Here is a 26,162-nt window from a genome sequence, read left to right on the forward strand (position 1 = left end):
GCTCACCGCATCACGAAAGGATCGGGGATCGGGTCGTCGGAGGTACGCAGCCATATGGTCTTGGTACGCGTGTAATCAAGCGCCGCCGCAAGCCCGCCTTCACGTCCATCACCCGACAGGCCAAAGCCACCGAAAGGCGCGATCGGTGAGACCGCGCGATAGGTGTTCACCCAGACGATGCCGGCACGGATCGCCTTCATCAGCCGATGGGCGCGTGTCAGGTTCTGCGTGAAAACGCCGGAGGCGAGGCCGTAGACGGTATCATTGGCGAGCGCGATGGCTTCGGCCTCGGTCTCAAAGGAAACGGCCGAAAGAACGGGACCGAAAAATTCCTTTTCCATGGACGGCGAACGGATGCCATCGCAATCAAGAATGGTCGGCCGATAGAAATAGCCGTCACCATCCAGAGGCTCACCACCGGTAACCACTTTCGCACCGGCATCCACGGAAGCGGAAACCAGTGAGACGATGTGCTTGCGCTGACGCTCCGTCGCCAATGGCCCCACTTCCGTCGCCATTTCCAGCGGTGAACCGATGCGGATCGCCTCAGCCTTCGCCGCCAGAATCTGGAGGAAACGGTCCTTGACGCTTCTTTCGATAATCAGGCGCGAGCCGGCGACACAGCTCTGGCCGGTCGCGGCAAAAATGCCCGCCACCTGCGCATTGGCGGCGCTCTCAAGATCGGCATCGGCGAAAACAAGGATCGGCGATTTGCCGCCGAGTTCCAGCGATGTCGAGGCAAGGTTTTCAGCCGAATTGCGCACGATATGACGTGCCGTTTCCGGCCCGCCGGTAAAGGCGATATGGGCGACCTTCGGGTGCGTGGTAAGCGCAGTGCCGCAGGACGCGCCGAAACCGGTGACGACATTGACGACGCCGGCGGGAAAACCGGCCTCATGCACCAGCCGGGCAAATTCCAACAGCGGCGCCGGCCCATCTTCCGACGCCTTGACAACGACCGTGCAGCCGGCGGCAAGCGCCGGGCCGATCTTGACGGCGGCGAGAAACAGCTGGCTGTTCCACGGCACAATGGCTGCTACCACGCCAACCGGCTCGCGCCGCAGCCAGACATCCATATCCGGCTTGTCGATCGGCAGATAAGCGCCCTCGATCTTGTCGGCGAGCCCGGCATAATAGCGGTAATAATCCGCGACATAGGCAATCTGGGCGGAGGTTTCGCGGATGATCTTGCCGGTATCGCGGGTTTCGAGCTCGGCCAGCGTCTTTGCATTTTCCGCAACCAGATCGGCCAGCCGGTAAAGCAGCTTGCCACGCTGCGTCGCCGTCAGCTTTGACCAAGCCGCATCCTCATAAAGCGCCCGGTGCGCGGCCTCGACCGCGCGGCCGATATCCGCCTGCCGGCTTTCCGGCATTTCGGCCCATGCCGTGCCGGTTGCCGGATCAAGGCTTGAAAAGCTCGCCTCGCCATCCTCGAAACGTCCGTCGATATAGCACTGAAAACGGCGCATCACTTACTCCTTGAAAGCCGGCATGACATCGGAAAGGAAACGCTCCAGTGAGGCTTTCTTCCGCTCGAAGCTCATGCCGGTGTCGATCCAGAAGGAATATTCGTCGTAACCCATGGCCTCATAGGCTTTAAGCCGGGTAATGACTTCATCGGCATCGCCGACGACGTTGTTCTTGCGCATGACATCGCCGGAAAGCATGGCGTTTCCAGCAATATCCTCCGGCGCAATGCGCTCGATGAGGCCCTGATGAACCGGCTTTTCGTTTTTGAACCACGCGAAGAAGTAATTGTAATAAACGCTCATCTCATGCGCCGCCTGCGCGATATCGGCTTTATCGGAACCGACGTAAGTGTGGCGCAGCAGCATGATTTTCGGCCGCTGTTTTTCCGGGTTTTTGGCGCAGGCATCGTTGAAGCGGCCCATCAGGGTTTCCACCTCGTCATCGCCCTGCCACAGCGGCGTCACCTGCACGTTGCAATCATTGGCAACTGCGAATTCATGCGAATTCGGATCACGCGCCGCCACCCAGATCGGCGGGAAAGGCTGCTGCAGCGGTTTGGGAGCCGACGTGGTGGCGGGGAATTTGTAGAATTCACCATCATGAGCGTAGTCGCCCGCCCAGACGCCTTTTACGGCCGGGATCAACTCACGCATACGCTGGCCGGCGCCCCAGGCGTCGAGCCCCGGAAGCAGCCGTTCATATTCGAAAGAATAGGCACCGCGGGCAATGCCGATATCAAGGCGGCCATCGCAGATGAGATCCGTCATCGCCGCTTCACCCGCCAGTTTGATCGGATGCCAGAAGGGCGCGATCACCGTGCCGGTGCCGAGACGTGCCGTCTTCGTGCGACGCGCGAGATCGGCAATCGTTACGAAGGGGTTCGGGGCAATGGTAAAATCCATGCCGTGATGTTCGCCGGTCCAGATGGCATGCATGCCGCCGCGATCGGCAATCTCGCAAAGGGTGACGAACTCCTCATAGAGCGTCTTGTGATCCTGCGAGGCGTCCAGCCGCTCCATGTGGACGAAGAGCGAAAATTTCATGGGTTTGCCCCCTTCATGGAAATGGGATGGACCTTGCCGGCGGTCTCGTTGCCGACATAGACACCGAAATTGCCGATGGAACTTTCCAGCGCGAAACGATTGACGATATCCGCAGTCGCGGCGGAATCGAATTTTGTGGAGCCAAGCGCACTCGGCAACAGGAAACGACCCTGTTCCGGCGCGTCGTCACCCTCGGCAAGCGCGTGGTAGACGATATGCTGGCGTCCATCCGCCTTGTTTTCATAAACGGAGTAGAGGAAGCCCGTCCTGACGGAGAGGCCCGTCAACTCCTCAAGGCGCGACGTCAGCGCCGCAACGGGATCACCGCCTGCGACGACGCAGCCGGGCAGCGACAGCACGTCATCACCAACGAGGTAAATCTCGCCGCGCCGCTCCAGCACGGCGCCAACCGTAATTTCGCCCTCGGCTGCCGCCGAGACCGCCTTGGCGGCCAGCATCGGCGTGAAATAACCGCCACGCGCATAGCCCAGACCGTTCAAGCCGCTATTGTCGAACGCACCAACGCGACCGAGCAGGATGACGTGGTCACCCGCCTCGATAACCTCCTGCATGGAGCACTCAAACCAGGCCGCAACATCAGCGAAGACTGGCGATCCCTGCGGCGCATCCGACCAGGCGGCTGCGGCGAAACGATCCTCCACCGGACGGGCGAAGGTGTTGGACAGGTCCTTCTGGCTTTCCGACAGAATGTTGACGGCGAAATTTTTCGCGCCGGTCATCGTCGCGAAATTGCGCGAGGTGCGTGCGAGGCAGATCAACAGCAGCGGCGGATCGAGCGAAACGGAAGTGAAGGAATTTGCGGTGAAGCCAACCGGCTTTCCCGCGTCGTCCCGCGTGGTCACGATCGTTACTCCCGTCACGAAAGCGCCGAATGCGTCGCGCAAAGCGCGCGGGTCAAGGGTTGCAACAGTCATTGCGGCTCCTCCTCAATAGCCAGCCATTCGGCCATCAATGCATTGACAGTTTCAGGTGCGGTCAGATTGACCATATGCCGGTGCGCCTCGACGATGCGAGCGTAACCGCGCGGCGTGATTGCCGCCATCTGCTCGGCCATCAGCGGCGTCGAATTCGGATCATCAGAACCAGTCAGGAAAAGCGCGGGGCAAGCGACCGAAGGCCAGCGATCCGCATAGGTCTCATCCCCGCCCGCAAAGGCCGTGTAGGCAACTGCGTAACCTTCCGGGTCGACCATTTCCAGCCAACCGCGTGTCAGTTCCCGCGCATGCTGGCTCTTGGCGTCGTCGCCGAACCAGCGCAGCAGCGGACCTTCCTTGTCCACGCCCTCGGTGCGGATTGCCGCCGCACGGGCAAGCACCGCTGCCTTTGCCACCGGATCACGGCGATAGACGCCGTTCAGGTAACCGACGCGCGCAATGCGATCTCCGAAGGTTGCTGCCGCCCCGCCGGAAATCAATGCGCCCATGGAATGGCCGGCAACATTGGCGCGTGCGATCCGCATATCGTCAAGAAAACGGCCGAACCAGCCGACAAAATCCGTAAGCGTGCTGCCCGCGGCCAAACGTGCGCTACCGCCATGGCCCGGCATATCGACCGCGATGACACGGTGCGTCCGGGAAAAAACTTCGATCTGCGGCTCCCATGCTTCAAGCCGCATGCCGACGCCGTGGATGAGGATCAGATCCTCACCCGCACCGGCTTCGAAGTAAGCCGCCCCGCCCTCGGTCGTCTTGCGAGGGAGCGCGGCAGCACCTGCCTTTGCAACATTGACCCTTGAGGTGGTGGCGGCCTCCTGCATTGACGTCGCCCTCAAACGCCGGCCGGGTTGGCGACATCCTGACCGAGATCTTTCAGATCCTGGTAACGGTCGCCAATACGGTGATGGGGCCGGCCGCCAACCGAAGCACCGAGTGCCACGACGATCTCATCTGCGGCCGGGGCATCGGGAATGGCGGTCTGAATGGTCAGATAATGCGAACGGCGGCCTTCATCATTCTTGTCCATCAGCGGGATCATGATCGGTGCATTGCCCGGACCACGGGTGTTACAGAAGGCCAGGTAAGATTTCGCGCCAACCGCCTGGCGATAGTGATTGCCGAACCGCAGCGTGTGGATGAGCGCGGACGCATGTTCGATCTCGCCATCCAGCCCGACGACCGCCGCCTTGCCATAGGCCTCCACAGCTTCGCCCGAGCCGACGGCATCAAGGATCATCTTCGTCAGCAATTCACCCAGCACGGGCGCACCGGCATGGATTTCCGGCTTCAGGTTTTCGACGAAGCCTTTTCCCGCCCAGGGATTTTTCACGACCGCAATCGCGCTGAACAGCTTCAAGGGCGTAGCGGCAGCCTTGCCTCCCTCAATCAACGTCGTTTCGACCTGCAGCAGGGTCTTGCGGATCTGGATGGACATGGGCGTTCTCTCCGTAAATATGATGTCTTATGGTATGCCATAATACATTGCTGTCAAGAGCCAGATGGTTTTCGTTTGAAAAATCGAAAATCCTTAATTTTAACAGTATGTTATGGCTTAAAATTCCGCGATGCTTCCGTCATAGGCGAGCGCGTACAGACGCGTCATTTCGGCAATTGTGGGCACCCGGGGGTTATTGGCGGGCGTGCCGGACGCAAGGCCCTGACGCACCATTTCCGGCAACAGTTCGAGATAGCGGCTCCTGTCGATGCCGAACTCTTGCGGGGTCGGCACCTTCAGCCGCCTGTTCAGGCCGGTGAAGGCCTCCACCAGCTTCGTACCGGCAATCTGGTCGCTATCCGCCGCGCTGGCACAACCCAGCGCACGGGCGGCGGCGGCATAATGCGGCAAAGCGGAATTCAGCGAAAACTGCGTGACCAGTGGCAGCACCATCGCATTCGACATGCCATGCGGCACATGGAAAAAAGCACCGACCGGCCGGCTGAGACCATGGATCAGCGCAGTCGATGTGTTGGAGACGGCAAGCCCGGCATGGGTTGCGCCCAGCATCATCGCTTCGCGCGCATCCCGGTCATCAGGATTATCTGCCACTTTTTCAAGATTTGCGCCGATCAGCTTCAGCGCGGAAAGCGCCAGCGCTTCGGAATGGGCATTGCCATTGCGGTTGACCAGCGCCTCCAGCGCATGGGTCAGCGCATCGATGCCGGTATCGACGGTGACGCGGTAGGGGCAGGTCAGCGTCAGCTCGTAATCGATGATGGCGGCGACAGGTAAAGCGGCGGTGCCAAGGATCAGCATTTTTTCGCTTGCCACCGTATCGGTCACGACGGCAGCGCGTGTCACTTCCGATCCGGTTCCCGCCGTCGTGGGAATGGCAATCACCGGCATGACGGCGAAATCCACGATCCGCGGCACCTTCAGGGTGCGCAACTCTTCGCCGCTGGTCGCGACGATGGCGCCTGCCTTTGCGGTATCCATGGCGCTGCCGCCACCGAGGGCGACAAGACCGTCATGACTGCCATCGGAAATGCGCTTCACCAAAGCAGCGATCGATATGTCCGTGGGGTCCTCAACGACTTCGGAGAAAATGGCGCCATTTATGCTTTCGCCTGAAAGCGCCTGCAAAAGCGCATCGGCATGGCCGAGCTTCTGCATCACGGGGTCACAGACGAGCAGAGGACGATTAACCCCGAGCGATTTCAGCATGGCCGGCAATCGGAAACGGCTGCCGCCGCCGATCAGCATTTCGCGGGGCATCAGGACACGGTTTATCATTGCAGTTCTCCGCCAATCTCATTCTGCATTGTTCGGAACGGCCGAAGGCCCGATGACCTGAAGCGGAATATCGTTATCCCGCTCCGGCCGAGACGAGCCTAGTGCGCCAGGATTTTCGACAGGAAGGAGCGGGCACGCTCCGTCTTCGGATCGGTGAAGAAACTGTCACCCTCACCGATTTCCACGATTTCGCCGCCATCCATGAAGACGATGCGGTCCGCCACCTTGCGGGCAAAACCCATCTCATGCGTCACCACCATCATCGTCATGCCCTCCTGCGCGAGCGAGACCATGACGTCGAGGACCTCGTTGATCATTTCCGGATCGAGCGCCGATGTCGGCTCATCGAAGAGCATGGCGACCGGGTCCATCGCCAGCGCACGGGCAATGGCGACGCGCTGTTGCTGACCGCCCGACAATTGCCCGGGATATTTCCTGGCATGCGCCGTCAACCCCACCCGTTCGAGAAGGGCATTGGCCTTGGCAAGCGCTTCCGCCGGCGAACGGCCCAGAACCTTCTCCTGCCCGATGCAGAGATTTTCAAGGATCGTCATATGCGGGAAAAGTTCGAAATGCTGAAACACCATGCCCACTCTGGAGCGCAGTTTCGGCATATCGGTCTTAGGATCTGTCACCTCCACACCGTTGACCGTGATGACGCCGTTGCCAATCGTCTCCAGCGCATTGACGCATTTGATCAGGGTCGATTTTCCGGAACCGGAAGGCCCGCAGATCACGACGACTTCCCCCTTGGCGACATTCAGGCTGCAATTGGTCAGAACCTGAAAATTAGGGCCATACCATTTGTTGACGGATTGTAGTTCGATCATGCTGATTGCTTGCGACATCGGACCGCTCCTTAATGCACGTCAGTCGACATGGGGCCATAGGCCTTGCCGAACCGCTTTTCGATCCGGCGCTGGATCAGTTCCCAGGCGGTCGTCATGGCGAGGTAATAAAGGGCTGCGACCATAAAAAGCTCGAGAACCAGGAACTTTTCCTGAATGAGCACCTGCGTGCGGCGCAGAAGCTCTTCCATGGAAATGATCGAAGCGATCGACGTCGTCTTGAGCACGCCGTTGACGGAATTGCCGAGCGGCGGAATGATGATGCGGAAAGCCTGCGGCGCAACGATGTACCGCATCACCTGCGCCTCGGTCATGCCGATGGCGCGGGCCGCATTGATCTGGCCCTTTGGAACCGCGGCAATGCCCGCCCGGACGATTTCCGACAGATAGGCCGCTTCACAGAGCGACAGGCCGATCAGCGTTGATTGCAGAACCGTCAGCTTGATGCCGATCTGCGGCAGACCGGTATAGATGATGATGAGCTGCACCAGAAGCGGGGTGCCGCGAAAGATCCAGGTGTAGAAATAGGCCGGCCCGGACAGGAACCGGTATTTCGACATACGCATCACCGCAATAACGAAGCCTAGCGCGAGACCCGCCGTCATGGCGAAAACAGTGAGGCCGAGCGTCACCAGCGCGCCCTCGAACAGATAATAATTCGTCAGATATTCGAAGAAACCTTCCCAGTTCCAACCCTTCACGTCTTTCTCCAATTCATGCGGGAACGGTCGCGGCGAGAGCTTTCCCGCCGCGATGACTGTTCAGATGGATGGAACTCAGCCTTCCGGGCCGAGAACGGCGAGATCGCCCGGCGCAATGCTGACGCCATACCCGCCCATCAGCTTCTCGAGCGCGCCATCGGCCTTCATCTCCTTCAGAGCGGCAGAAACGGCGTCGGCGACGTCCTTGTTACCGAAGGAAAGCGAACCGGGTGTGGGATACATGCCGGAAAGCGCATGGGTGAATTCGCCACGATCCTGATATTGCTTGGCAACCGGATCGATCGATACCGCCGCCTGCACCTGGCCGGCGCGCAACGCCTGATAAACCGTCGCGTAATTGTCGAAGAGGTTGATCGTCATCGGCGCCAGACCGCGCTTCTTGAAGTCTTCGTTCAGTTCCTTGATCTTGCGCTCGGCATAACCGCCAATATCGGTGCTGACGGCCTTGCCGGCGAGATCATCGACCTTGGTGATGGGATCGGACGCGCCGACCGCCGTGGAAATGCTGATGGCGAGGTTTTCATAGGGGATCATGAACAGGATCTTGCGTCGCTCTGCCGTTACGAACAGGCCGGCATTGATCATGTCCCAGCGGCCACCCTGCAGGCCCGGCACCATGGTCGCATATTCGGTGCTGATATATTCCGGCTTCAGGCACAGACGCTTGGCGATCTCATAACCCAGCTCAATGCGCAGCCCTTTAAGGACACCCTGCTGATCGGCATAGGCCATGGGCGGCAGGGTCGGGCTGGTGGCCATGACGAGATGACCGGGCTTGATGAGATGATCGTCGGATATTTTCGGTGTGCAGTCCTGAGCAACAGCAGCACCGGCAAAAAGAGTGATGGCAACGCCGGCCAGGAAGGTTTTGGCGCGCACGGCTGTGCATTTCCGGGAAATCGGATTCCAGTTCATATTAAGCTCCGCTCTTTATATTATTTATTATGGCATACCATCACACCAAACGGTTTGCCCTGTCAAGAAGCGGTCGAGGATTTTTCTAAATTACTGAAAAACAAAGATAAACATAATAATCGCAACCTTGCGGCTCCCGGCAGGGCAACCACAAGGGCGGGATAATCGGAGCACCGAAAACCGTTAGTCGGCGGTTTTTTGCGCCGTCAGAACGGCTTCGGCGATGGCGCAGGCGCTTGTGACGTGATCGAGCGCCGCTTTGTAGGCAGCGTCACCGTCTCCCTTTCGGATGGCCTCAACGATCTTTTCCATCTGCGCCGGACCGTCAGTGTCGCGGCTTTTCGTCTTGATGGTCATGGAGCGCAGATGGTTGATCCGAACCGTCAGCAGATTGACGACGCCCCAGGCGACATGCCGGTCGATCTTGCTGAACAAGGTCTGGTAGAAGGACGAGGTATGTGCCAGCACGCCCGGCATATCCTTCGCGAGATAACTTTCACGGATGTGCCTGAGCGAAACCTCCAGCGCCTCGACGATGGCGGGATCACGGCGTTCGGCGCAAAGGCGCGCCGCCATTCCCTCCAGCGCACCGCGAATTTCGTAAATCTGCTTGGCCTCATCCAAATCGAGCAGCGCGACCATCGGGCCCTTATTGGGCAAATTCGCCACCAGCCCCTCGGATTCCAGATGCCGCAGGACCTCGCGCACAATGGTGCGGGAAACGCCGAGCTGGGCGCAGAGATCACGCTCCACAAGACGGTCTCCCGGGCGGAAATAACCATTCACGATGGCATCCCGCACCTTGTCGAGCGCGAGTTCCCTCAGCGTCTTCGTCGGACGCTCAACGCGAATGGCAGTTCCCTGCAAAGCACCGGTCATGGTATCACCTCGTTTGGCACATTCCGCTTCGGCTCGCCGCACGCCAAAGCAGGTTCTGGCTCTTGATATTATGGCGTACCAACTTATTTAGCCGCGCATCATCTTTATGGCAACAGCAGACCGTGCAGCAGGACAGCCTGCCGCGGCACCGGGAAACCTTATCCCATTCTTTCCGAGGCATAGGAGCCGGGACCGGGCGGAAACACCACGGTTCGGCTGCCGTTCAGGAATACCCGCCGATGGATGTGGGCGTGAATGGCGCGGGCCAGCACCTGTGCTTCCACATCGCGGCCAAGCGACACGTAATCCTCCGCACTCTGGGCGTGGGTGATGCGCACGATATCCTGCTCGATGATCGGGCCTTCATCCAGATCCGCAGTGACATAATGCGCCGTCGCGCCGATCAGCTTCACACCGCGCTGATAGGCCTGTTTATAGGGGTTGGCGCCCTTGAAGGATGGCAGGAAGGAGTGGTGGATATTGATGATCTTCCCCGACATCGCCGCGCACATCCTGTCGGAAAGCACCTGCATGTAACGGGCGAGCACGATGAGTTCCGTTCCGGTGCTTTCGACGATCTCCATGATCCGGGCTTCGGCCTGCGGCTTGTTTTCTTTCGTCACCGGAATGTGGTGGAAGGGAATGTCGTGGTTGACGACGACCTTCTGGTATTCGAAGTGGTTGGAGACCACGCCGACAATATCGATCGGCAGGGCGCCGATGCGCCAGCGATACAGCAGATCGTTGAGGCAATGGCCGAAGCGCGACACCATCAAAAGAACCTTCATCCGTTCGGACTGGTCGTGCAGCGCCACCTCCATGCCGAATTTTTCCGAGATCGGTGCAAGCCCGGTCATAAGCTCGTCGCGTTTTGCTCCCTCCTCCGAAATGAAACCCACACGCATGAAGAAGCGACCTGTGCCCAGATCATCGAACTGCGAACTGTCGATGATGTTGCAGCCCTTGTCAGCCAGAAAGCCTGAAAGGGCGGCGACGATGCCACGGGTGGACTTGCATGTTACGGTCAGGACGAAATTCGTCATCTGGCGTTCTCTCTGTCATCAATAAGGGAAAAACCCGCGCTGTTTGACGAGCGCGGGAAGAGCCGCAAGGGCGGCGGGGAAACCGGGTTCAAACGTCGAGTGTGGTCTGATGCTCCCAGGCGGTGAACTGCGAGCAATAGCTGTTCCACTCACCCTGCTTCAGCTTGAGATAAGCTTTCGAGAATTCAACGCCCAGCGCCTGCTGCAGTTCTGCATCCTTCTCATATTCGCGCAGCGCATCGAGAAGATTGAGCGGCAGCTTCGGGGCATCCGTGACCTTGTGCCCCTCGCGATACATGTCGATGTCGTGATGCGGACCGGGATCGGCCTTTGAACGGACGCCGGAGAGGCCGGCGGCGATGATGATGGCCTGCAGCAGATAGGGGTTCACAGCGCCATCCGGCAGGCGCAGTTCAAACCGCCCCGGCCCCGGTACGCGCACCATATGCGTGCGGTTATTACCGGTCCATGTCACCGTGTTTGGCGCCCAGGTAGCACCCGAAATGGTGCGCGGCGCGTTGATGCGCTTGTAGGAATTGACCGTCGGATTGGTAACCGCCGCAAGAGCCGACGCATGTTTCATGATGCCACCGAGAAAGGTCTTGCCCTTGGCGGAAAGCCCAAACGGCATCGCTTTGTCGGCAAAGGCATTGATCTTGCCGTCGAGATCCCAGACCGAAATATGGGCATGGCAGCCATTGCCGGTCAGGCCCTTGAAAGGCTTCGGCATGAAGGTGGCGCGCAGCCCGTGCTTTTCGGCGACGGATTTGACCATGAACTTGAAAAAGGAATGTTTGTCGGCGGTCTGCAGCGCGTCATCATATTCCCAGTTCATCTCGAACTGGCCATTCGCGTCCTCATGGTCATTCTGGTAGGGCTTCCAGCCCAGTTCCAGCATGTAATCGCAAATCTCGGCGATCACGTCGTAACGGCGCATCACCGCCTGCTGGTCGTAGCACGGCTTTTCCGCCGTATCGTATTCGTCGGAGATTTTCGCACCGTCAGGCGAAATAAGGAAAAATTCTGGCTCAACGCCGGTCTTGACCCGCAGCCCCGCACTTGCCGCTTCCGCGATGAGCTTTTTCAGAACCACCCGCGGCGCCTGTTCCACTGGCTGGTCTTCCATGACGCAATCGGCAGCGACCCAGGCGACATCCCTTTTCCACGGAAGCTGGATGACCGACGAGGAATCGGGCACGGCAAAAAGATCGGGATGAGCAGGCGTCAGATCGAACCACGTGGCGAAACCGGCAAAACCCGCCCCGCCCTTCTGCATATCGGCAATGGCTTCCGCGGGAACCAGCTTGGCGCGCTGGCCGCCGAAGAGATCGGTATAACTGATCATGAAATATTTGATGCCCTTTTCGGCAGCAAATTTGGAGAGGTCCAGTGTCACGTCATTCCCCTTTTTTTGGTATCAGACACTTCATTGAAAAAAGACGGGCACATCCTCCCAAATGCGCCCGTCCGTTCTTTATGGCTTAAAAGCTGCCTTTCCCCGGGAACCAGCTCGTTCCCGCCAGCGGAACCTGCGCCATTGCCGCAGCCTCCATGGTCAGCGCCACCAGATCTTCCGGCTCCAGATTGTGGAGATGGTTCTTGCCGCAGGCGCGCGCGATGGTCTGCGCCTCGAGCGTCATGACCTTCAGATAATTGGCGAGGCGGCGGCCGGCGGCAACGGGATCGAGGCGTGCTGCCAATTCCGGGTCCTGCGTGGTGATGCCAGCTGGGTCTTTGCCCTCATGCCAGTCATCATAAGCGCCGGCGGTGGTGCCGAGTTTCTGATATTCCGCTTCCCAATGCGGATCATTGTCACCCAACGCCACCAGCGCCGCCGTTCCAATCGCAACCGCATCGGCACCAAGCGCCAACGCCTTGGCGACATCAGCGCCTGAGCGAATGCCGCCGGAGACGATGAGTTGCACCTTGCGGTGCATGCCGAGATCCTGAAGCGCCTGCACGGCGGGGCGAATGCAGGCAAGCGTTGGCATGCCGACATTTTCGATGAACACATCCTGCGTGGCGGCCGTACCGCCCTGCATGCCGTCAAGAACCACCACATCGGCACCGGCCTTCACCGCCAAAGCCGTGTCGTAATAGGGCCGTGCACCACCGACCTTGATGTAGATCGGCTTTTCCCAGTCGGTGATTTCGCGCAGTTCGAGGATCTTGATTTCGAGATCATCAGGGCCGGTCCAATCGGGATGGCGGCAGGCGGAGCGCTGGTCGATACCCTTCGGCAGGTTGCGCATGTTGGCGACACGATCGGAAATCTTCTGGCCGAGCAACATGCCGCCACCGCCCGGCTTCGCGCCCTGGCCGACCACGACCTCGATGGCATCCGCACGGCGCAGGTCTTTCGGGTTCATGCCGTAACGTGAGGGCAGATACTGGTAAACCAGCGTCTGGCTATGGCCGCGCTCCTCATCCGTCATGCCGCCATCGCCCGTCGTGGTGGACGTGCCGGCGATGGTCGCGCCACGGCCGAGCGCTTCCTTGGCATTGCCCGAAAGCGCGCCGAAGCTCATGCCGGCAATGGTGATCGGTGTTTTCAGCGTAATCGGCTTCTTGGCGAAACGCGTGCCGAGCGTGACGGTCGTATCGCACTTCTCGCGGTAACCCTCGAGCGGATAACGCGAGATCGACGCGCCGAGAAACAGCAGGTCGTCGAAATGCGGCACCTTGCGCTTGGTGCCGGCGCCGCGAATGTCATAGATGCCGGTCGCCGCCGCGCGGCGGATTTCCGCCAGCGTGTGATCATCGAAGGTTGCGGATTTGCGCGGCGGGGTGAAGGGGTTGTGATAGCTCATCGGAATATCCCTCGCCTCAATACGCGTCGGCGTTGTCGATGTTGAAATTGTAGAGCGTGCGGGCCGAGCCGTAGCGCTTGAACTCACCGGGGCTGACATCGGTGACGCCGGCCTTTTCGAGGAGTTCGGCAAGCTTTTCGAGATGTTCCGGGCGCATCTCCTTTTCGATACAATCGGCACCCAGGCTCTTCACCGAACCGCGCACAAAAAGCTTCGCCTCATAAAGGGAATCGCCCAGCGCATCCCCCGCATCGCCGCAGACGACGAGATGGCCGGACTGGCCCATGAAGGCGGACATATGGCCGATATTGCCCTTCACGACGATATCGATGCCCTTCATGGAAATGCCGCAGCGGGAGGCGGCGTTGCCCCTGATGACCAGAAGCCCGCCGCGACCGGTGGCTCCGGCATATTGCGAAGCGTCACCCTCGATGACGACGGTGCCGGACATCATGTTTTCCGCAACACCCGGCCCGGCCGAACCGTGCACGGTGACGGTGCCGCCATCATTCATGCCCGCACAATAATAACCGACCGAGCCGCGTACATCGACGATCACAGGACTGTCGATGCCGACAGCTACGGCATGGTGGCCGCGCGGATTGACCACTTCGAATTCAGTGTCATTGGCTCCAGAGGAAAGGCCGTGGAGAGCACTGTTGAGTTCACGCAATGGCGTGTGGGAGAGATCAAAAACTGGCATGGATTATGACTTTCAAAACAGGCGCCGATGATGGATCTCAGGCGGCTTTTTCATGGTCCCAGAAATAGACGGTCGCCGGTTCCGGCTCCCAGACGCGGGCATTTTCGATGCCGGGCAGATTGACCAGCGCGCGATATTCCGAGCCGAAAGCGACATATTGGTCGGTCTCGGCCATGACAGCGGGCTTGCAGGCGATGGGATCACGCACCACGCCAAAGCCGGATTTGGTGCCGACGACGAAGGTGAAGAAGCCATCGAGATCATCGAGCGCACCCTCGAGCGCCTCGCCCAGATCCTTGCCCTTGGCCATCTCAGCCGTGAGATAGGCGGCGGCGACTTCCGAGTCGTTCTGGGTCTCGAACGTCATGCCCTCGCGCACCAGTTCGCGGCGCAGATTATTGTGGTTGGAAAGCGAGCCATTATGCACGAGGCACTGGTCGGCACCGGTGGAGAAGGGATGCGCGCCAAGCGTCGTCACCGCCGATTCCGTTGCCATGCGGGTATGGCCGATGCCATGGCTGCCGGCCATGGAGCGCACGTCGAAACGGGCGACGACATCTTTCGGCAGGCCGGTTTCCTTGTAGATTTCGACACTGTCGCCCGAGCCCATGACCCGCACATTTGGTCGGGTGGCCAAAAGAACCGGACGAATAACATCCAGCTTCTCGGCTGGAATATCGAGAACAGCATGGGTGCTCTTCACCGTGACCACGGCCTCAACGCCATTTTCCTTCAGCGCTTCAGCGAGGCCGGAGAAATCGGCGGCGGGATCGGCCGACTGAATCGTTACTTTCGCTCGGCCATTGGCAGCGCTGCCATAGATCGCAATCCCGGCCGAATCCGGGCCGCGATCGGTCATGGTGACGAGCATGTCCGAGAGCAGCTGACCCAGCTGCGGTTCAAGGCTTTTGTCTTTCAGGAATAGTCCAACAATGCCGCACATCGACAGGCACCTCCATTCGTTTCTGAATGAAGGGCTAACATATGGAATTCCAATTCGTCAACTATCAGGAATATTTTTTTCTTCTAAGGCAAATTCTCAATCACTGGTCACGCGCCTTTGCGGATAGGAAATGATCGACAGATAACGGGCGGGGAGCTTTACCAATTCCTCCGGCCCGTGCGGCGCATCAGCGTCGAAAAACAGGCTATCGCCTGCCTGCATGGTGAAAAGCTGCTCGCCGTGGCGATAGACCACCTCGCCCTCCAGCATGTAGAGAAACTCCATTCCCTCATGCTGGAAGGTCGGAAACACATCCGAATCCTTGGTGAGCGTGATGAGATAAGGCTCGACGGTGACGCCGCTGGTATTGTTGTCGATATGGCCGAGCAGGCTGTATTGGTGGCCGGCCCGGGTGCCCCTGCGTTCAATATTCACCCCTTGCCCCGCTTTGACGAAGGTGGCACTGCGCGGCTCCTCAAAACCGCGAAAGAACGCCGTGATCGGCACGCCCAGCGCCTTTGAAAGCGTCTGCAGCGTGGTGAGAGATGGCGAGATATTGCCGTTCTCGATCTTGGAAAGCATGCCCACGGAAACGCCTGTGGCCGATGCAAGATCGGTGACCGTAATGCCGAGTTTCTTGCGATAGGCGCGCACCTCATGGCCGATCGCCATTTCCAGATTGTTGACCCTCGGCTCGCGAACGGCATGCGGGTCCTGCGACAGGAACTGCGCCTGCTCGGTCTTGGTGGTATCCTTGGCCATCGGTTCCTCCGGCATTTTCGTGTTTTCCCTTCTTTACAGGAAAACTATTTTAATTCAGGGGAAATCTTTGTCGCATGGCATTCGGTGTTTGCCCGAAGCGGGCCTTGAAGCATGCCGAAAAATGGCCTGCACTGGAAAAACCGGTGGCGAAGGCCACTTCCGCGATGGAAAGTGGGCTTTGCTCCAGCAATCGCCGGGCGTGGTCAAGGCGAATGGCGCGGTAGGTCTCCAGAAATGTCGACTTCAGATGGCTCGCGAAAAGCCGGTCGAGATGCCGCGCGCTGGTTCCGGCCAGCTTCGCCATGGTCTGCCGGTCGAGCGGGCTTTCGATGGTCGTTTCCATTTTTTCCAGCACGGTCAGCAAGGCCGGATGGTGGGTGCCATGACGTTCCGCCGAGGAGCCACGCTGCGGCGCGCCGGGTTCGGCGACCGCCGTGTGCAGATACCAGTCGCTGACACGCCTTGCGAAATGGGCGCCCATTCTCTGCGAAATCATCGCATGCATCATGTCGAGAGGCGCAACGCCGCCGGCACAGGTAATGCGGTCCCCATCGATGACGAAGCGGGCCTGTCTGGGCGTGAGATGGGCAAAGGCTTCCCGGAGTACCGGCGCGTGCTCCCAGTGGATCGTGAAATCGCGATTATCCAGCAAGCCCGCCGCCGCCAGCAGGTAAGCACCGCTGGAAATGCCACCAATCCTGACGCCCTGGCGCGCCAGCCGCCGCAGCATGCCAAAAGAACCTTCCCCCACCGCCCAGTCCTGCGGCCCACCGCCGGCACAGATGAAGATCGTATGGCATCGCTCGCCCACCATGGCGAGTGACTGGCAATCGACGAGGATTCCCGACGAGCTTCTGACGGCTTCACCGCCGAAGGACAAAGGCACGACCTCATAAAGATCGGTCCCGGCAATGAGATTGGCAGCCCGCAGCGGCTCCGCCGCCGAGGCGTAGGACATCAGCGCAAAATTCGGGACGAGGACAAAACCGATATGCTGGGTATTTTTTTGCTCGATGACGGACATGTCTCTTTTTTAATTCATAATGTCCCTTTTGTGCAATCGTCTTTCGAGCCGTGTCGGTAAGCTTGTGTGATATCGTTCGAGGTACGCCAGATGCGCTATTCCGCCTTTTCCATTTTCATGAACGGCCTTCTTGGCAACAAATCATGGAAGCCCGCATGGCGGGATGTGTCACCGAAACCGCATTATGACGTCATCATCGTTGGCGGCGGCGGGCATGGGCTGGCGACGGCCTATTACCTTGCCAAGGACTTCGGCATCACCAATGTCGCGGTGCTGGAGAAAAACTATATCGGCTCCGGCAATGTTGGCCGCAACACCACCATCATCCGCTCCAATTACCTGCTGCCGGGCAACAACCCATTCTACGAGCTTTCGATGAAGCTGTGGGAAGGGCTGGAGCAGGATTTCAATTTCAACGCCATGGTTTCTCAGCGCGGCGTGCTGAACCTTTTCCATTCGGATGCGCAGCGCGATGCCTATACAAGGCGCGGCAATGCCATGCGGCTGCACGGCGTCGATGCCGAATTGCTGGATCGCGCCTCGGTCAAGGCGATGCTGCCGTTTCTCGATTTCGACAATGCCCGCTTTCCGGTTCAGGGCGGCCTGCTGCAAAAGCGCGGCGGCACGGTGCGGCATGATGCCGTTGCCTGGGGTTATGCGCGCGGTGCAGATAGCCGGGGCGTCGATATCATTCAGGGCTGCGAGGTGACGGGTATTCGCCGCGAAAATGGCATGGTCGTGGGTGTGGAGACAAGCCGCGGCTTCATCGGCTGCGGCAAGCTGGCGCTGGCGGCAGCGGGCAATTCATCGCAGGTGGCCGCCATGGCCGGGTTGAAACTGCCGATCGAAAGCCATGTGCTGCAGGCTTTTGTGTCGGAAGGGCTGAAGCCCTTCATCGATGGCGTCGTCACCTTCGGGGCGGGCCATTTTTACGTCTCGCAATCGGACAAGGGCGGCCTCGTCTTCGGCGGCGACATAGACGGTTACAACTCCTATGCCCAGCGCGGCAATCTGGCGACGGTCGAACATGTGGCGGAAGCCGGCAAGGCGATGATACCGGCGCTCTCCCGCGTCCGGGTCCTGCGCTCCTGGGGCGGCATCATGGATATGTCGATGGATGGTTCACCAATCATCGACCAAACCCCGATCGACAATCTCTATCTCAATGCCGGCTGGTGTTACGGCGGCTTCAAGGCGACGCCCGCTTCCGGTTTCTGCTTCGCCCATCTTCTGGCGCGCAGCACACCGCAGGAAACGGCAACAGCCTTCCGGCTGGACCGCTTCCGGCGCGGTTATCTCATTGATGAAAAGGGTCAGGGCGCACAGCCCAACCTTCACTAAATCTGTCGCGGGATTTCAGGCGAAAACCGCTCACACTTTTCGGCATCCCGCTATCTGGCGGATCAAGGACATCTGAAATGGCAAGTCTCGTGCCCTGCCCGCATTGCGGGCCAAGACCCAGGCAAGAATTCACCATCAAGGGCGCTGCCCTTCAGCGACCGGCGGCGGATGCCGGTGCTGAGGAATGGTTCGATTATGTCTATCTGCGTGACAATCCGCGCGGCGCCTATGAGGAATATTGGCACCACACCTCCGGCTGCCGACGCTGGCTGATCGTCGCCCGCGATACGGTCACCCATGAGATATCCGCTTGCCGGGATGCCGCCGGAGAGAAGGAAGTGACAAGCGCATGACATCCAGCCGCCTGAAGACCGGCGGTCTGATTGACCGCACCCAGCCGCTTTCCTTCACCTTCGATGGCAAGGTGATGCAGGGTTTTGCAGGCGACAGTCTCGCCTCCGCCCTGCTCGCCAATGGCCAGCAGCTCGTCGGACGCAGTTTCAAATATCACCGCCCGCGCGGCCTATTGACGGCGGGTGCCGCCGAGCCGAACGCCCTGATGACGATCGGCAGCGGCGGGCGCACGGAGCCGAACACGCGCGCCACCATGCAGGAGCTTTATGCCGGGCTTGAAGCAAAAAGCCAGAACCGCTGGCCCTCTCTCGGTTTCGATATCGGCGCATTGACCGGCCTTCTTTCGCCCTTCCTCGGTGCGGGTTTCTATTACAAGACCTTCATGTGGCCTGCCGCCTTCTGGGAAAAAATCTACGAGCCCTTCATCCGCAAGGCGGCCGGCCTCGGCAAGGCGAGCTACGCGGCAGACCCGGACGCCTATGACAAATGCTGGGCGCATTGCGACCTGCTGGTGATTGGCTCCGGCGCGGCAGGGCTTGCCGCAGCCCTTGCCGCTGGGCGCGCCGGCGCGCGCGTCATTGTTGTCGATGAACATTCCGTGGCGGGCGGCGGACTCCTTTCCGAAACCGCGACCATCGGCGACAAGAGCGCCGCGGATTTCGCGGCGCACTGCGTCGCCGAACTCGAAACCCTGCCGAATGTGACGATGCTGACGCGGACCACGGCCTTCGGCTGGTACGATGGCAATGTCTTTGGCGCGCTGGAGCGTGTGCAAAAACATGTGGCCAACCCGGAAGCCCACGTGCCGGTGGAGCGCCTGTGGCGCATCGTCGCCAAGCAAGCGCTGCTCGCCACGGGTGCGGAAGAGCGGCCACTGGTTTTCGGTGGCAATGATATTCCCGGCGTGATGATGGCCGGCGCCATGCGCAGCTATCTCAACCGTTATGCCATCAGTCCCGGCACGGCGACGGCGATTTTCACCACCAATGACAGTGGTTATGCCCTTGCCCGCGACCTGGAAGCACAGGGCGTCACTCTTGCCGCCATCATCGACAGCCGCGAGCAGGGTAATCCGGGCTACGAAGGCAAGGCGCGTGTCATCAAGGGTGGCGTCGTCTCGAATGCAAAGGGCGGCAAGGCACTTTCCGCCATAGAAATTTATGCCAATGGCCGCACGGAAAGCATGAATATCGATGCGCTCGCCATGTCGGGCGGTTTCAGCCCCATCATCCATCTCGCCTGCCATCGCGGCGGAAAACCGGTCTGGTCGGAAGACAATGCTGCCTTCCTTGCCCCCACCAATCTCAAGGGGCTCGAAATTGCCGGTGCGGTATCCGCGATCAATGGCATCGCCGCCTGCCTTGAAGACGGCGCGCGAAAGGGTGCGGCGCTTGCGCAGGATCTCGGTTTTGCAGCAACCACACCAACATTTGGCGTCGTGGAAAACGATATCGTCGCCCCGCCCGCAAAGCCGCTCTGGTCGATCCCCGGCATCAGGGCCAAAGCCTTTGTCGATTACCAGAATGATGTTCATCGCAAGGATCTCGGTCTCGCCGTCAGCGAAGGTTACGGCCATGTGGAACTGGCCAAGCGTTATACGACGAACGGCATGGCGACCGATCAGGGCAAGCTTTCCAACGTCAACGCCATCGGGCTGCTTTCCGAGGCGCGCGGCGTTTCCCCGGCAGAAGTCGGCACCACCACCTTCCGGCCTTTTTATACGCCCGTCTCCTTTGGCGCGCTCACCGGCGCTTATCATGGCCAGCATTTCCAGCCTGTGCGCAAATCGCCGCTGCATGGCTGGGCCGAGAAAAATGGAGCGATCTTCGTTGAAACCGGTCTATGGTATCGCTCCTCCTGGTTTCCCCGCAAAGGTGAAGACAGCTGGCGGGAAAGTGTCGATCGCGAGGTTCTGAACGTTCGCAAGAATGCCGGCCTCTGCGATGTATCGATGCTCGGCAAGATCGAGATTTGCGGCAAGGACGCCGCCGAATTCCTCAACCGGGTCTATTGCAATGCCTTTCTCAAGCTGCCGGTCGGCAAGGCGCGATATGGCCTGATGCTGCGTGAAGATGGCATGATCTATGATGACGGCACCACCAGCCGGCTGGAGGAGAACCGTTTCTTCATGACCACCACCACGGCCTATGCGGCGGGTGTCATGAACCATCTGGAATTCTGCGCCCAGGCACTCTGGCCGGATCTGGACGTGCGGCTTGCCTCCGTCACCGATCAATGGGCGCAGATGGCGATTGCCGGACCAAAGGCGCGCACAATTCTGCAAAGAATCGTCGATGAGGATATTTCCGACGAGGCTTTCCCGTTTCTTGCGGCCAAAGACGTCTCGCTGTTTGGCGGGGAACTGCACGGACGCCTGTTCAGGATTTCCTTCTCCGGCGAACTGGCCTACGAGCTTGCCGTTCCGGCCGGTTACGGTGAAAGCGTTGCCGATGCGCTGATGGAAGCAGGAAAGCCGGAGAGCATCATGCCCTATGGTGTCGAGGCGCTTGGCGTGCTGCGCATCGAAAAGGGCCATGTCACCCATAATGAAATAAACGGCACGGTGGTGCCCGCCGATCTCGGCTTCGGCAAAATGGTCTCCGCCACCAAGGCCGATTTCATCGGCCGGCGAATGCTGGAGCGCGAGGGGCTTTCCGCTGCCGACCGTCCGAGCCTCGTCGGCGTCGTGCCGCTGGATAAAAACCAGCCCTTCCGCACCGGTTCGCATATTCTCGAAAGGGATGCGGCGGCAACGCTGGAAAACGATCAGGGTTATGTGACCTCAAGCGCGTTTTCACCCCATCTCGGTTCCACCATCGGCCTCGCCCTCGTCAAGAATGGCCCCGCGCGGCATGGCGAGGAAGTCGTGGTCTGGAACGGTCTGCGCAATGAATTCACTGCCGCCCGCCTGTGCCATCCGGTTTTCTTCGACCCTGAGAACGAGAAGCTCCATGTCTGATTTCAAGCCCGATTTCAAATCTGGTTTCCGGCCGACGCTCCGCCCGGTGCTGGGCAAAAAGGCAGCGATCGCTTCCACCGCCATCAAGCTCTCCCCCCTGCCGGAAGGCGCGATCATCCATGTGCTGGCCGCGCCCGGCGCAGCGGATATGGAGGTCCGTCTGCGCAGCCTCGCAAAAGGCGATGTGCGGGCGGTCTCTCCCGGCCAATGGTTCATCGTCGGCGAAGAGCCGCTGTCCCACGCGGAGATGAAGGCGTTTCTTGCGGCGCTTGAGCCACAGGCAACAGGTGTGGACCAGAGCCAGGGACGTGTACGCATCCGCATCGAAGGCAGAATGGCCGAGCGGGTGCTGGCAAAAGGAACGGCGGTCGATCTTTCCATCGCCGCTTTTCCGGTGGGACGCTCCGCGACGACGCTGATCGGCCATATCGCCGCGCATCTCACCCGGCTCGACGGGCAGGTGTTCGAAGTCATTGTTTTACGCGGTTTCGCCGAAAGCCTGTGGGACGATATTGCCCGGATGAGCCTTGAATTCCAGTGATCCTATCGGCCTAGGTCCAGATGCTTTCGGGCGTCAGGATTTCAAAGGGAACGATCCGCTGTTCGACGGATGATGTGTCGCCATTCTCGACGCGCCGTAACATCACGTCGATCAATTGCTGCGGCATCCTGTCGAGGGGAAGCGGCAGCGAGGCGGTAATCAGCCCCTCATTCAGACCCTTGCGCGTTTCCGGGCCGATATCGTTGCAGACGATCTTTATGCCGCGCTGCTTTTCCATGGGCAGCTCCCGAAGTGCCCGCAAAACGCCGGATATACCACCACCATTGACATAAATCCCCTTGAGGCCGGGTTCGGAAGCGATCATGTCGCGGATGATGACATAGGCATTTTCAGGCTCTTCGAAGGTCAGCAGCGTTTCCGCCACCTGCAATTCAGGCGTGTTCTCGCGGATATAGGAGCGGAAGCTGGCATCCGAAACATCCTGACACTGATAGCGGTTGCTGCCGATCAGCGGCACGACCACCCCCTCGCCCTTTACCGTCTGGCTGAGGAACCATGCCGCAGTCCGACCGCGTTTCCAGCTGTCGGTTCCAACAAACCCCGCGCGGCTCGCCGCCGACAGATCGGATACGTAGGTTACCACGGGAACGCCCCTGCCCCGCAGCTCGTCGATCGCCTGGCTGACGAGCGGATGATCGGCCGTCACCACCGCGATTGCGCCGCAGGATTGCCCCATTTTCAGGAGATTGGCGGAAACGGCCTCCGGTGAGAGGTCGTCCTCAAACACGACATCCGGCTCGATGACGCTGTCCGGCCTCTGGCGTGCGGCGGTAACGATCCCCTCCGCCCACAACCGGTAGAGCGGACGATGGGATTGCTGCAGCAGGAACCCGAGCCTGTAATGGGGCATGGCCTCACGACGCCGGTCCTTGATGGTGCCGAGACCATAAAAACCGATCTCTTCCGCAGCCTTGAGAATCTGGTCGATCGTATCCTGACGCACAGCGGTCGAACCGTGCAGCAACCGGTTGACCGTGGAGATGCTGACACCGGCTGCCTTGGCGAGATCGGTAATGGTCGGGCGGTTCATGACACCTCACAATCGTATCATTCATGAATGACATGGAATGATACGAAATGCAACATTAAATGAAATATAAATTCCATTCTCAAGAAAATGAAAGATATAAATCATCCTGTCATTTTGGCCCATCGGGAGAATGGGCAGGGAGGAAACAATGGCATATTTCAAGAAATTTCTCATCGCGGGTGCTGCATCGCTGGTGATGGCATCCGGCGCGTTTGCGGCCAATATTGCCGTTGTCGGCGGCAAGAACGACGATGCGTTCTGGAACCTCATCAAAAAAGGTCTGGATGACGCACGCCTCGTGGTTGAGGCAAATGGCGGCAAGGTCAATTATCTGCGCCTGCAAACCTACGACAATTTTGCGCCCGATGTGGTGCAGCTGATCCAGACCGCCATCAGCCAGAAGGTCGATGGTCTCGTGATCCCGAACTGGGTGCCCGAAGGCGAGGACCCGGCGATCCGCGAAGCCATCAATGCCGGCATCAAGGTCATTCTCATGAATGCCGGTGGGCACGAAAAGGCCAAGGAACTCGGCGCGATCAACTATGTCGGCTCCGACGAATATCTGGCGGGTGTGGCCGGCGGCGAATATTTCGCCAAGCAGGGCAAAAACAACGTCATCTGTGTCAACACCGTTCCGGGCGCCGCCAATCTCGAAGCTCGATGCAAGGGTGTCCTGGACGGCATCACCAGGGCCGGCGGCACCGGCAAGCAGCTGCCGCTGCCCGCCACCAGCTTTGGCGACGCCACCGCCGTGGCCGAAGCAATCAAGGCGACGCTGCTTCAGGACGGCAAGATCGACGGCGTTCTCACCATTTCCGCCGGTGATGCGGATTCGGCCGCCATCGGCGTCATGCAGGCCGGCAAAACCGAAACGGCGCTGCTCGGCACCTTCGACCTCAACCAGTCCGGCCTCGACCGCATCAAGGACGGGACACAGGGTTTTGCAATCGACCAGCAGCCCTATCTGCAGTCACTGCTGGCGGTAACACTTCTGGCCTCGGCCATCGATTTCGGAACCGATCTGCCGACCGCACCGGTGCTGACCGGCCCCAACATCGTCGACAAATCCAACATCGAGGCCACGCTTGCCGGCGTCGCCAAGGGTGCACGCTGAGCAATGATCCATGCGCTGTCCCGATCCCGATAGCCGGGCTCGGGACACAGCGGACAGGACATCGCCGCAAAACCCGGAATCTATCGTGGAGTAACGACGTGAAAAATCTCTCTTTGGGCGACCTTTTGCGCCGCCCGGAATCAGGCGCCTTTCTCGGCCTTGTTTTCGTTCTTGTCTTCTTCGTTGTATTCGGCAGCATCGAATTCCTGAAACCGGCGGGTGCCGCAAGCTGGCTGAATGTCGCCGCCAATCTCGGCATCGTCGCCATTCCCGTCGGCCTTCTCATGATTTCCGGCGAGCTGGACATTTCCATCGGCGCGATGATCCCGGCCGGCGCGCTGACGGTCGCCATCATCACCGGTTATTACGGCATGCCGATCTGGCTCGGCATCATCGGTGCGCTTGGCCTTGGGGTGCTCGTCGGGCTGATCAACGGCTTTCTGGTGATACGGACCGTGGTGCCGTCACTGATCGTCACGCTCGGCACGCTGTTTGCGGTGCAGGGACTGATCCTCGGTTTTTCCGTGCTGCTGACCGGCACGACCAGCGTGGCGCTGAGCCCGGCGCAATCCGGCCCGATCGCAAAATTCCTGTTCGGGCAGTTCATCGGCGGCAGTTTTCAGGTCAGCATCGTCTGGTGGCTGCTGCTGACGGCGATCTATATCTTCTACGTCCATTATTCGCCCTTCGGAAACTGGATCTTCGCCATGGGCGGCGACCGCGTGAGTGCCCGCAATGCCGGCATTCCCACAGACAAGCTGACGGTCACGCTGTTCGTCCTTTCCTCCGTCAGCGCCTCCTTCGTCGGGGTCTGTCAGGCAATCCTCTTCAATGTCGCCCAGGTTTCAGCCGGCATGACCTTCATCTTCAACTCCATCATCGCAGTCGTCGTGGGCGGGGTGCTGCTAACGGGCGGTTTCGGTTCGGTGATCGGCATTTTTCTCGGCACCATCACCTTCGCCATCGTCAACCAGGGCATCTATTTCACTTCGTTTGACCGCAACTGGTCGAGCCTCATCATCGGCGTCATGCTGCTCTTGGCGGTGCTGATGAACAACACCTTCCGCGTCATGGCGCTCACCTATTCGCCGAAGAAGAAGTGAGGCTGGACGATGACCACACCCATTCTCGAACTCAGAAACGTCAACAAATCCTTCGGCCCGATCGATGTTCTGCACGATATCTCGCTAAAGGTGCGCGCCGGCGAGGTGCTCTGCCTGCTGGGCGACAATGGCGCTGGAAAATCCACACTGATCAAGACACTGGCCGGGGTTTATCAGCCCAGTTCCGGTGAGTTGCTGATGGATGGCAAGCCGGTCGATTTCGACGGGCCGCGCGATGCGCAGCGCATGGGCATTTCCACCGTGCACCAGTTTGGCGGAACCTTTCCGTTGATGAGCATTGGCCGCTCCTTCTTCATTGGTGCAGAACCCACGAAAGGCTTTTGGCCCTTCCGCATCTACGACCGCAAGAAGGCCAATGAAATCGCCGTCAAGGCGGTGCAGGAATTCGGCATCACCCGCATCGATGATGGTGACCGCCTGATCGGCGGGCTCTCCGGTGGCGAGCGGCAATCGCTCGCCATAGCCCGCGCGGTGCATTTTGGCGCACGCGTTCTGATCCTCGATGAGCCGACGGCGGCGCTGGGCGTGAAACAGGCGTCCCATGTCCTGCGCATCGTCCTTGAAGCCCGCAAGCGGGGGATCGCGGTGATCTTCATCACCCATCAGGTCACCCACGCCATCGCCGTCGGCGACCATTTCGCCGTGCTCATCCGCGGTGCGGTCGCCGCCAATTTCCGCAAGGGCGAAAAATCCCGCGAGGAGATCACCGACCTGATGGCCGGCGGTGAGGCGCTCGCCGATCTCGGGGCTGAGGTGGAAAATTACATGGCCAGCCATGACGGCCACCCGCCGCAGCCGCCATCCAGTTAGAGCATTTCCAGTAAAAACG

Annotated in this window: 25 protein-coding genes; 7 read left to right on the plus strand and 18 right to left on the minus strand. The window is 59.8% G+C overall.

Annotation, left to right across the window (positions count from 1 at the left end; translation table 11 throughout):
- Positions 1-2: 2 nt before the first annotated feature.
- From JZX88_RS15700 to JZX88_RS15780, 17 genes are all read right to left on the minus strand, one after another.
- Positions 3-1,469 (minus strand): aldehyde dehydrogenase, encoded by a 1,467-nt coding sequence (locus JZX88_RS15700; protein WP_206914100.1) that lies wholly within the window; start codon positions 1,467-1,469, stop codon positions 3-5.
- Positions 1,470-1,472: 3 nt separating this feature from the next.
- Positions 1,473-2,513, minus strand: a complete 1,041-nt coding sequence (locus tag JZX88_RS15705; protein ID WP_206914101.1) for an LLM class flavin-dependent oxidoreductase — start codon at positions 2,511-2,513, stop codon at positions 1,473-1,475.
- Positions 2,510-3,448: a flavin reductase family protein gene (locus JZX88_RS15710; RefSeq protein ID WP_206914102.1), complete on the minus strand. Its 939-nt coding sequence runs from the start codon at positions 3,446-3,448 to the stop codon at positions 2,510-2,512. Before JZX88_RS15710 ends, JZX88_RS15705 begins: the two co-directional genes overlap by 4 nt.
- Complete coding sequence (locus tag JZX88_RS15715; protein WP_206914103.1) at positions 3,445-4,290, minus strand: alpha/beta fold hydrolase; 846 nt, start codon at positions 4,288-4,290, stop codon at positions 3,445-3,447. Before JZX88_RS15715 ends, JZX88_RS15710 begins: the two co-directional genes overlap by 4 nt.
- A gap of 11 nt (positions 4,291-4,301) precedes the next feature.
- A complete protein-coding gene (locus JZX88_RS15720) occupies positions 4,302-4,904 on the minus strand; it encodes an amino acid synthesis family protein (protein ID WP_173989708.1) in 603 nt (200 codons plus the stop codon).
- A gap of 117 nt (positions 4,905-5,021) precedes the next feature.
- A complete protein-coding gene (locus JZX88_RS15725; protein WP_206914104.1) occupies positions 5,022-6,200 on the minus strand; it encodes an iron-containing alcohol dehydrogenase in 1,179 nt (392 codons plus the stop codon).
- A 98-nt stretch (positions 6,201-6,298) separates the two neighbouring features.
- On the minus strand, positions 6,299-7,030 hold the full coding sequence (locus tag JZX88_RS15730) for an amino acid ABC transporter ATP-binding protein (protein ID WP_110758157.1): 732 nt from the start codon (positions 7,028-7,030) through the stop codon (positions 6,299-6,301).
- A 29-nt stretch (positions 7,031-7,059) separates the two neighbouring features.
- Positions 7,060-7,749 (minus strand): amino acid ABC transporter permease, encoded by a 690-nt coding sequence (locus tag JZX88_RS15735; RefSeq protein ID WP_046799979.1) that lies wholly within the window; start codon positions 7,747-7,749, stop codon positions 7,060-7,062.
- Positions 7,750-7,824: 75 nt separating this feature from the next.
- Positions 7,825-8,685 (minus strand): transporter substrate-binding domain-containing protein, encoded by an 861-nt coding sequence (locus tag JZX88_RS15740; protein WP_065117328.1) that lies wholly within the window; start codon positions 8,683-8,685, stop codon positions 7,825-7,827.
- A gap of 183 nt (positions 8,686-8,868) precedes the next feature.
- Positions 8,869-9,564, minus strand: a complete 696-nt coding sequence (locus JZX88_RS15745; RefSeq protein ID WP_065117327.1) for a GntR family transcriptional regulator — start codon at positions 9,562-9,564, stop codon at positions 8,869-8,871.
- Positions 9,565-9,722: 158 nt separating this feature from the next.
- On the minus strand, positions 9,723-10,607 hold the full coding sequence (purU, locus tag JZX88_RS15750; RefSeq protein ID WP_065117326.1) for a formyltetrahydrofolate deformylase: 885 nt from the start codon (positions 10,605-10,607) through the stop codon (positions 9,723-9,725).
- An 88-nt stretch (positions 10,608-10,695) separates the two neighbouring features.
- On the minus strand, positions 10,696-12,003 hold the full coding sequence (gene glnT, locus JZX88_RS15755) for a type III glutamate--ammonia ligase (protein WP_206914105.1): 1,308 nt from the start codon (positions 12,001-12,003) through the stop codon (positions 10,696-10,698).
- An 85-nt stretch (positions 12,004-12,088) separates the two neighbouring features.
- Complete coding sequence (locus tag JZX88_RS15760) at positions 12,089-13,417, minus strand: FMN-binding glutamate synthase family protein (RefSeq protein WP_065117324.1); 1,329 nt, start codon at positions 13,415-13,417, stop codon at positions 12,089-12,091.
- Positions 13,418-13,433: 16 nt separating this feature from the next.
- Positions 13,434-14,120, minus strand: a complete 687-nt coding sequence (locus JZX88_RS15765) for a GXGXG domain-containing protein (RefSeq protein WP_065117323.1) — start codon at positions 14,118-14,120, stop codon at positions 13,434-13,436.
- A 37-nt stretch (positions 14,121-14,157) separates the two neighbouring features.
- The gene (locus JZX88_RS15770; protein ID WP_206914106.1) at positions 14,158-15,063 is read right to left on the minus strand and encodes a glutamine amidotransferase family protein; all 906 of its coding nucleotides are present in this window, start codon (positions 15,061-15,063) and stop codon (positions 14,158-14,160) included.
- Between the two features lie 96 nt (positions 15,064-15,159).
- Entirely contained in the window at positions 15,160-15,840 is a 681-nt protein-coding gene (locus tag JZX88_RS15775) for an XRE family transcriptional regulator (protein ID WP_161991349.1), read from the minus strand.
- Positions 15,841-15,874: 34 nt separating this feature from the next.
- Positions 15,875-16,849: a GlxA family transcriptional regulator gene (locus JZX88_RS15780; RefSeq protein ID WP_206914107.1), complete on the minus strand. Its 975-nt coding sequence runs from the start codon at positions 16,847-16,849 to the stop codon at positions 15,875-15,877.
- 90 nt (positions 16,850-16,939) lie between these two features.
- Between JZX88_RS15780 and JZX88_RS15785 the strand changes: the two genes are divergently transcribed.
- The 4 genes from JZX88_RS15785 to soxG all read left to right on the plus strand — a co-directional run bounded on the left by JZX88_RS15785 (position 16,940) and on the right by soxG (position 22,044).
- Entirely contained in the window at positions 16,940-18,190 is a 1,251-nt protein-coding gene (locus JZX88_RS15785) for a sarcosine oxidase subunit beta family protein (protein WP_206914108.1), read from the plus strand.
- 77 nt (positions 18,191-18,267) lie between these two features.
- Positions 18,268-18,543, plus strand: a complete 276-nt coding sequence (locus JZX88_RS15790) for a sarcosine oxidase subunit delta (protein ID WP_065117318.1) — start codon at positions 18,268-18,270, stop codon at positions 18,541-18,543.
- Positions 18,540-21,503, plus strand: a complete 2,964-nt coding sequence (locus JZX88_RS15795) for a sarcosine oxidase subunit alpha (RefSeq protein WP_206914109.1) — start codon at positions 18,540-18,542, stop codon at positions 21,501-21,503. Before JZX88_RS15790 ends, JZX88_RS15795 begins: the two co-directional genes overlap by 4 nt.
- Complete coding sequence (gene soxG, locus JZX88_RS15800; protein WP_206914110.1) at positions 21,496-22,044, plus strand: sarcosine oxidase subunit gamma family protein; 549 nt, start codon at positions 21,496-21,498, stop codon at positions 22,042-22,044. The genes JZX88_RS15795 and soxG overlap by 8 nt, the downstream gene beginning before the upstream one ends.
- 10 nt (positions 22,045-22,054) lie before the next feature.
- Here the strand turns inward: soxG and JZX88_RS15805 are convergent, their stop codons facing one another.
- Complete coding sequence (locus JZX88_RS15805; protein ID WP_206914111.1) at positions 22,055-23,095, minus strand: LacI family DNA-binding transcriptional regulator; 1,041 nt, start codon at positions 23,093-23,095, stop codon at positions 22,055-22,057.
- 148 nt (positions 23,096-23,243) lie between these two features.
- On the opposite strand from JZX88_RS15805, the gene JZX88_RS15810 reads away from it, so the two are divergent.
- The 3 genes from JZX88_RS15810 (at position 23,244) to JZX88_RS15820 (ending at position 26,143) form a co-directional block, all read left to right on the plus strand.
- Complete coding sequence (locus JZX88_RS15810) at positions 23,244-24,209, plus strand: substrate-binding domain-containing protein (protein WP_206914112.1); 966 nt, start codon at positions 23,244-23,246, stop codon at positions 24,207-24,209.
- A gap of 98 nt (positions 24,210-24,307) precedes the next feature.
- Entirely contained in the window at positions 24,308-25,312 is a 1,005-nt protein-coding gene (locus tag JZX88_RS15815; protein WP_065117313.1) for an ABC transporter permease, read from the plus strand.
- Positions 25,313-25,321: 9 nt separating this feature from the next.
- Positions 25,322-26,143, plus strand: coding sequence for an ATP-binding cassette domain-containing protein (locus JZX88_RS15820; protein ID WP_065117312.1), 822 nt, complete (start codon positions 25,322-25,324; stop codon positions 26,141-26,143).
- Positions 26,144-26,162: the final 19 nt, after the last annotated feature.

It is taken from the genome of Agrobacterium sp. OT33 (assembly GCF_017313365.1).
Lineage (GTDB): Bacteria > Pseudomonadota > Alphaproteobacteria > Rhizobiales > Rhizobiaceae > Agrobacterium > Agrobacterium rhizogenes_A.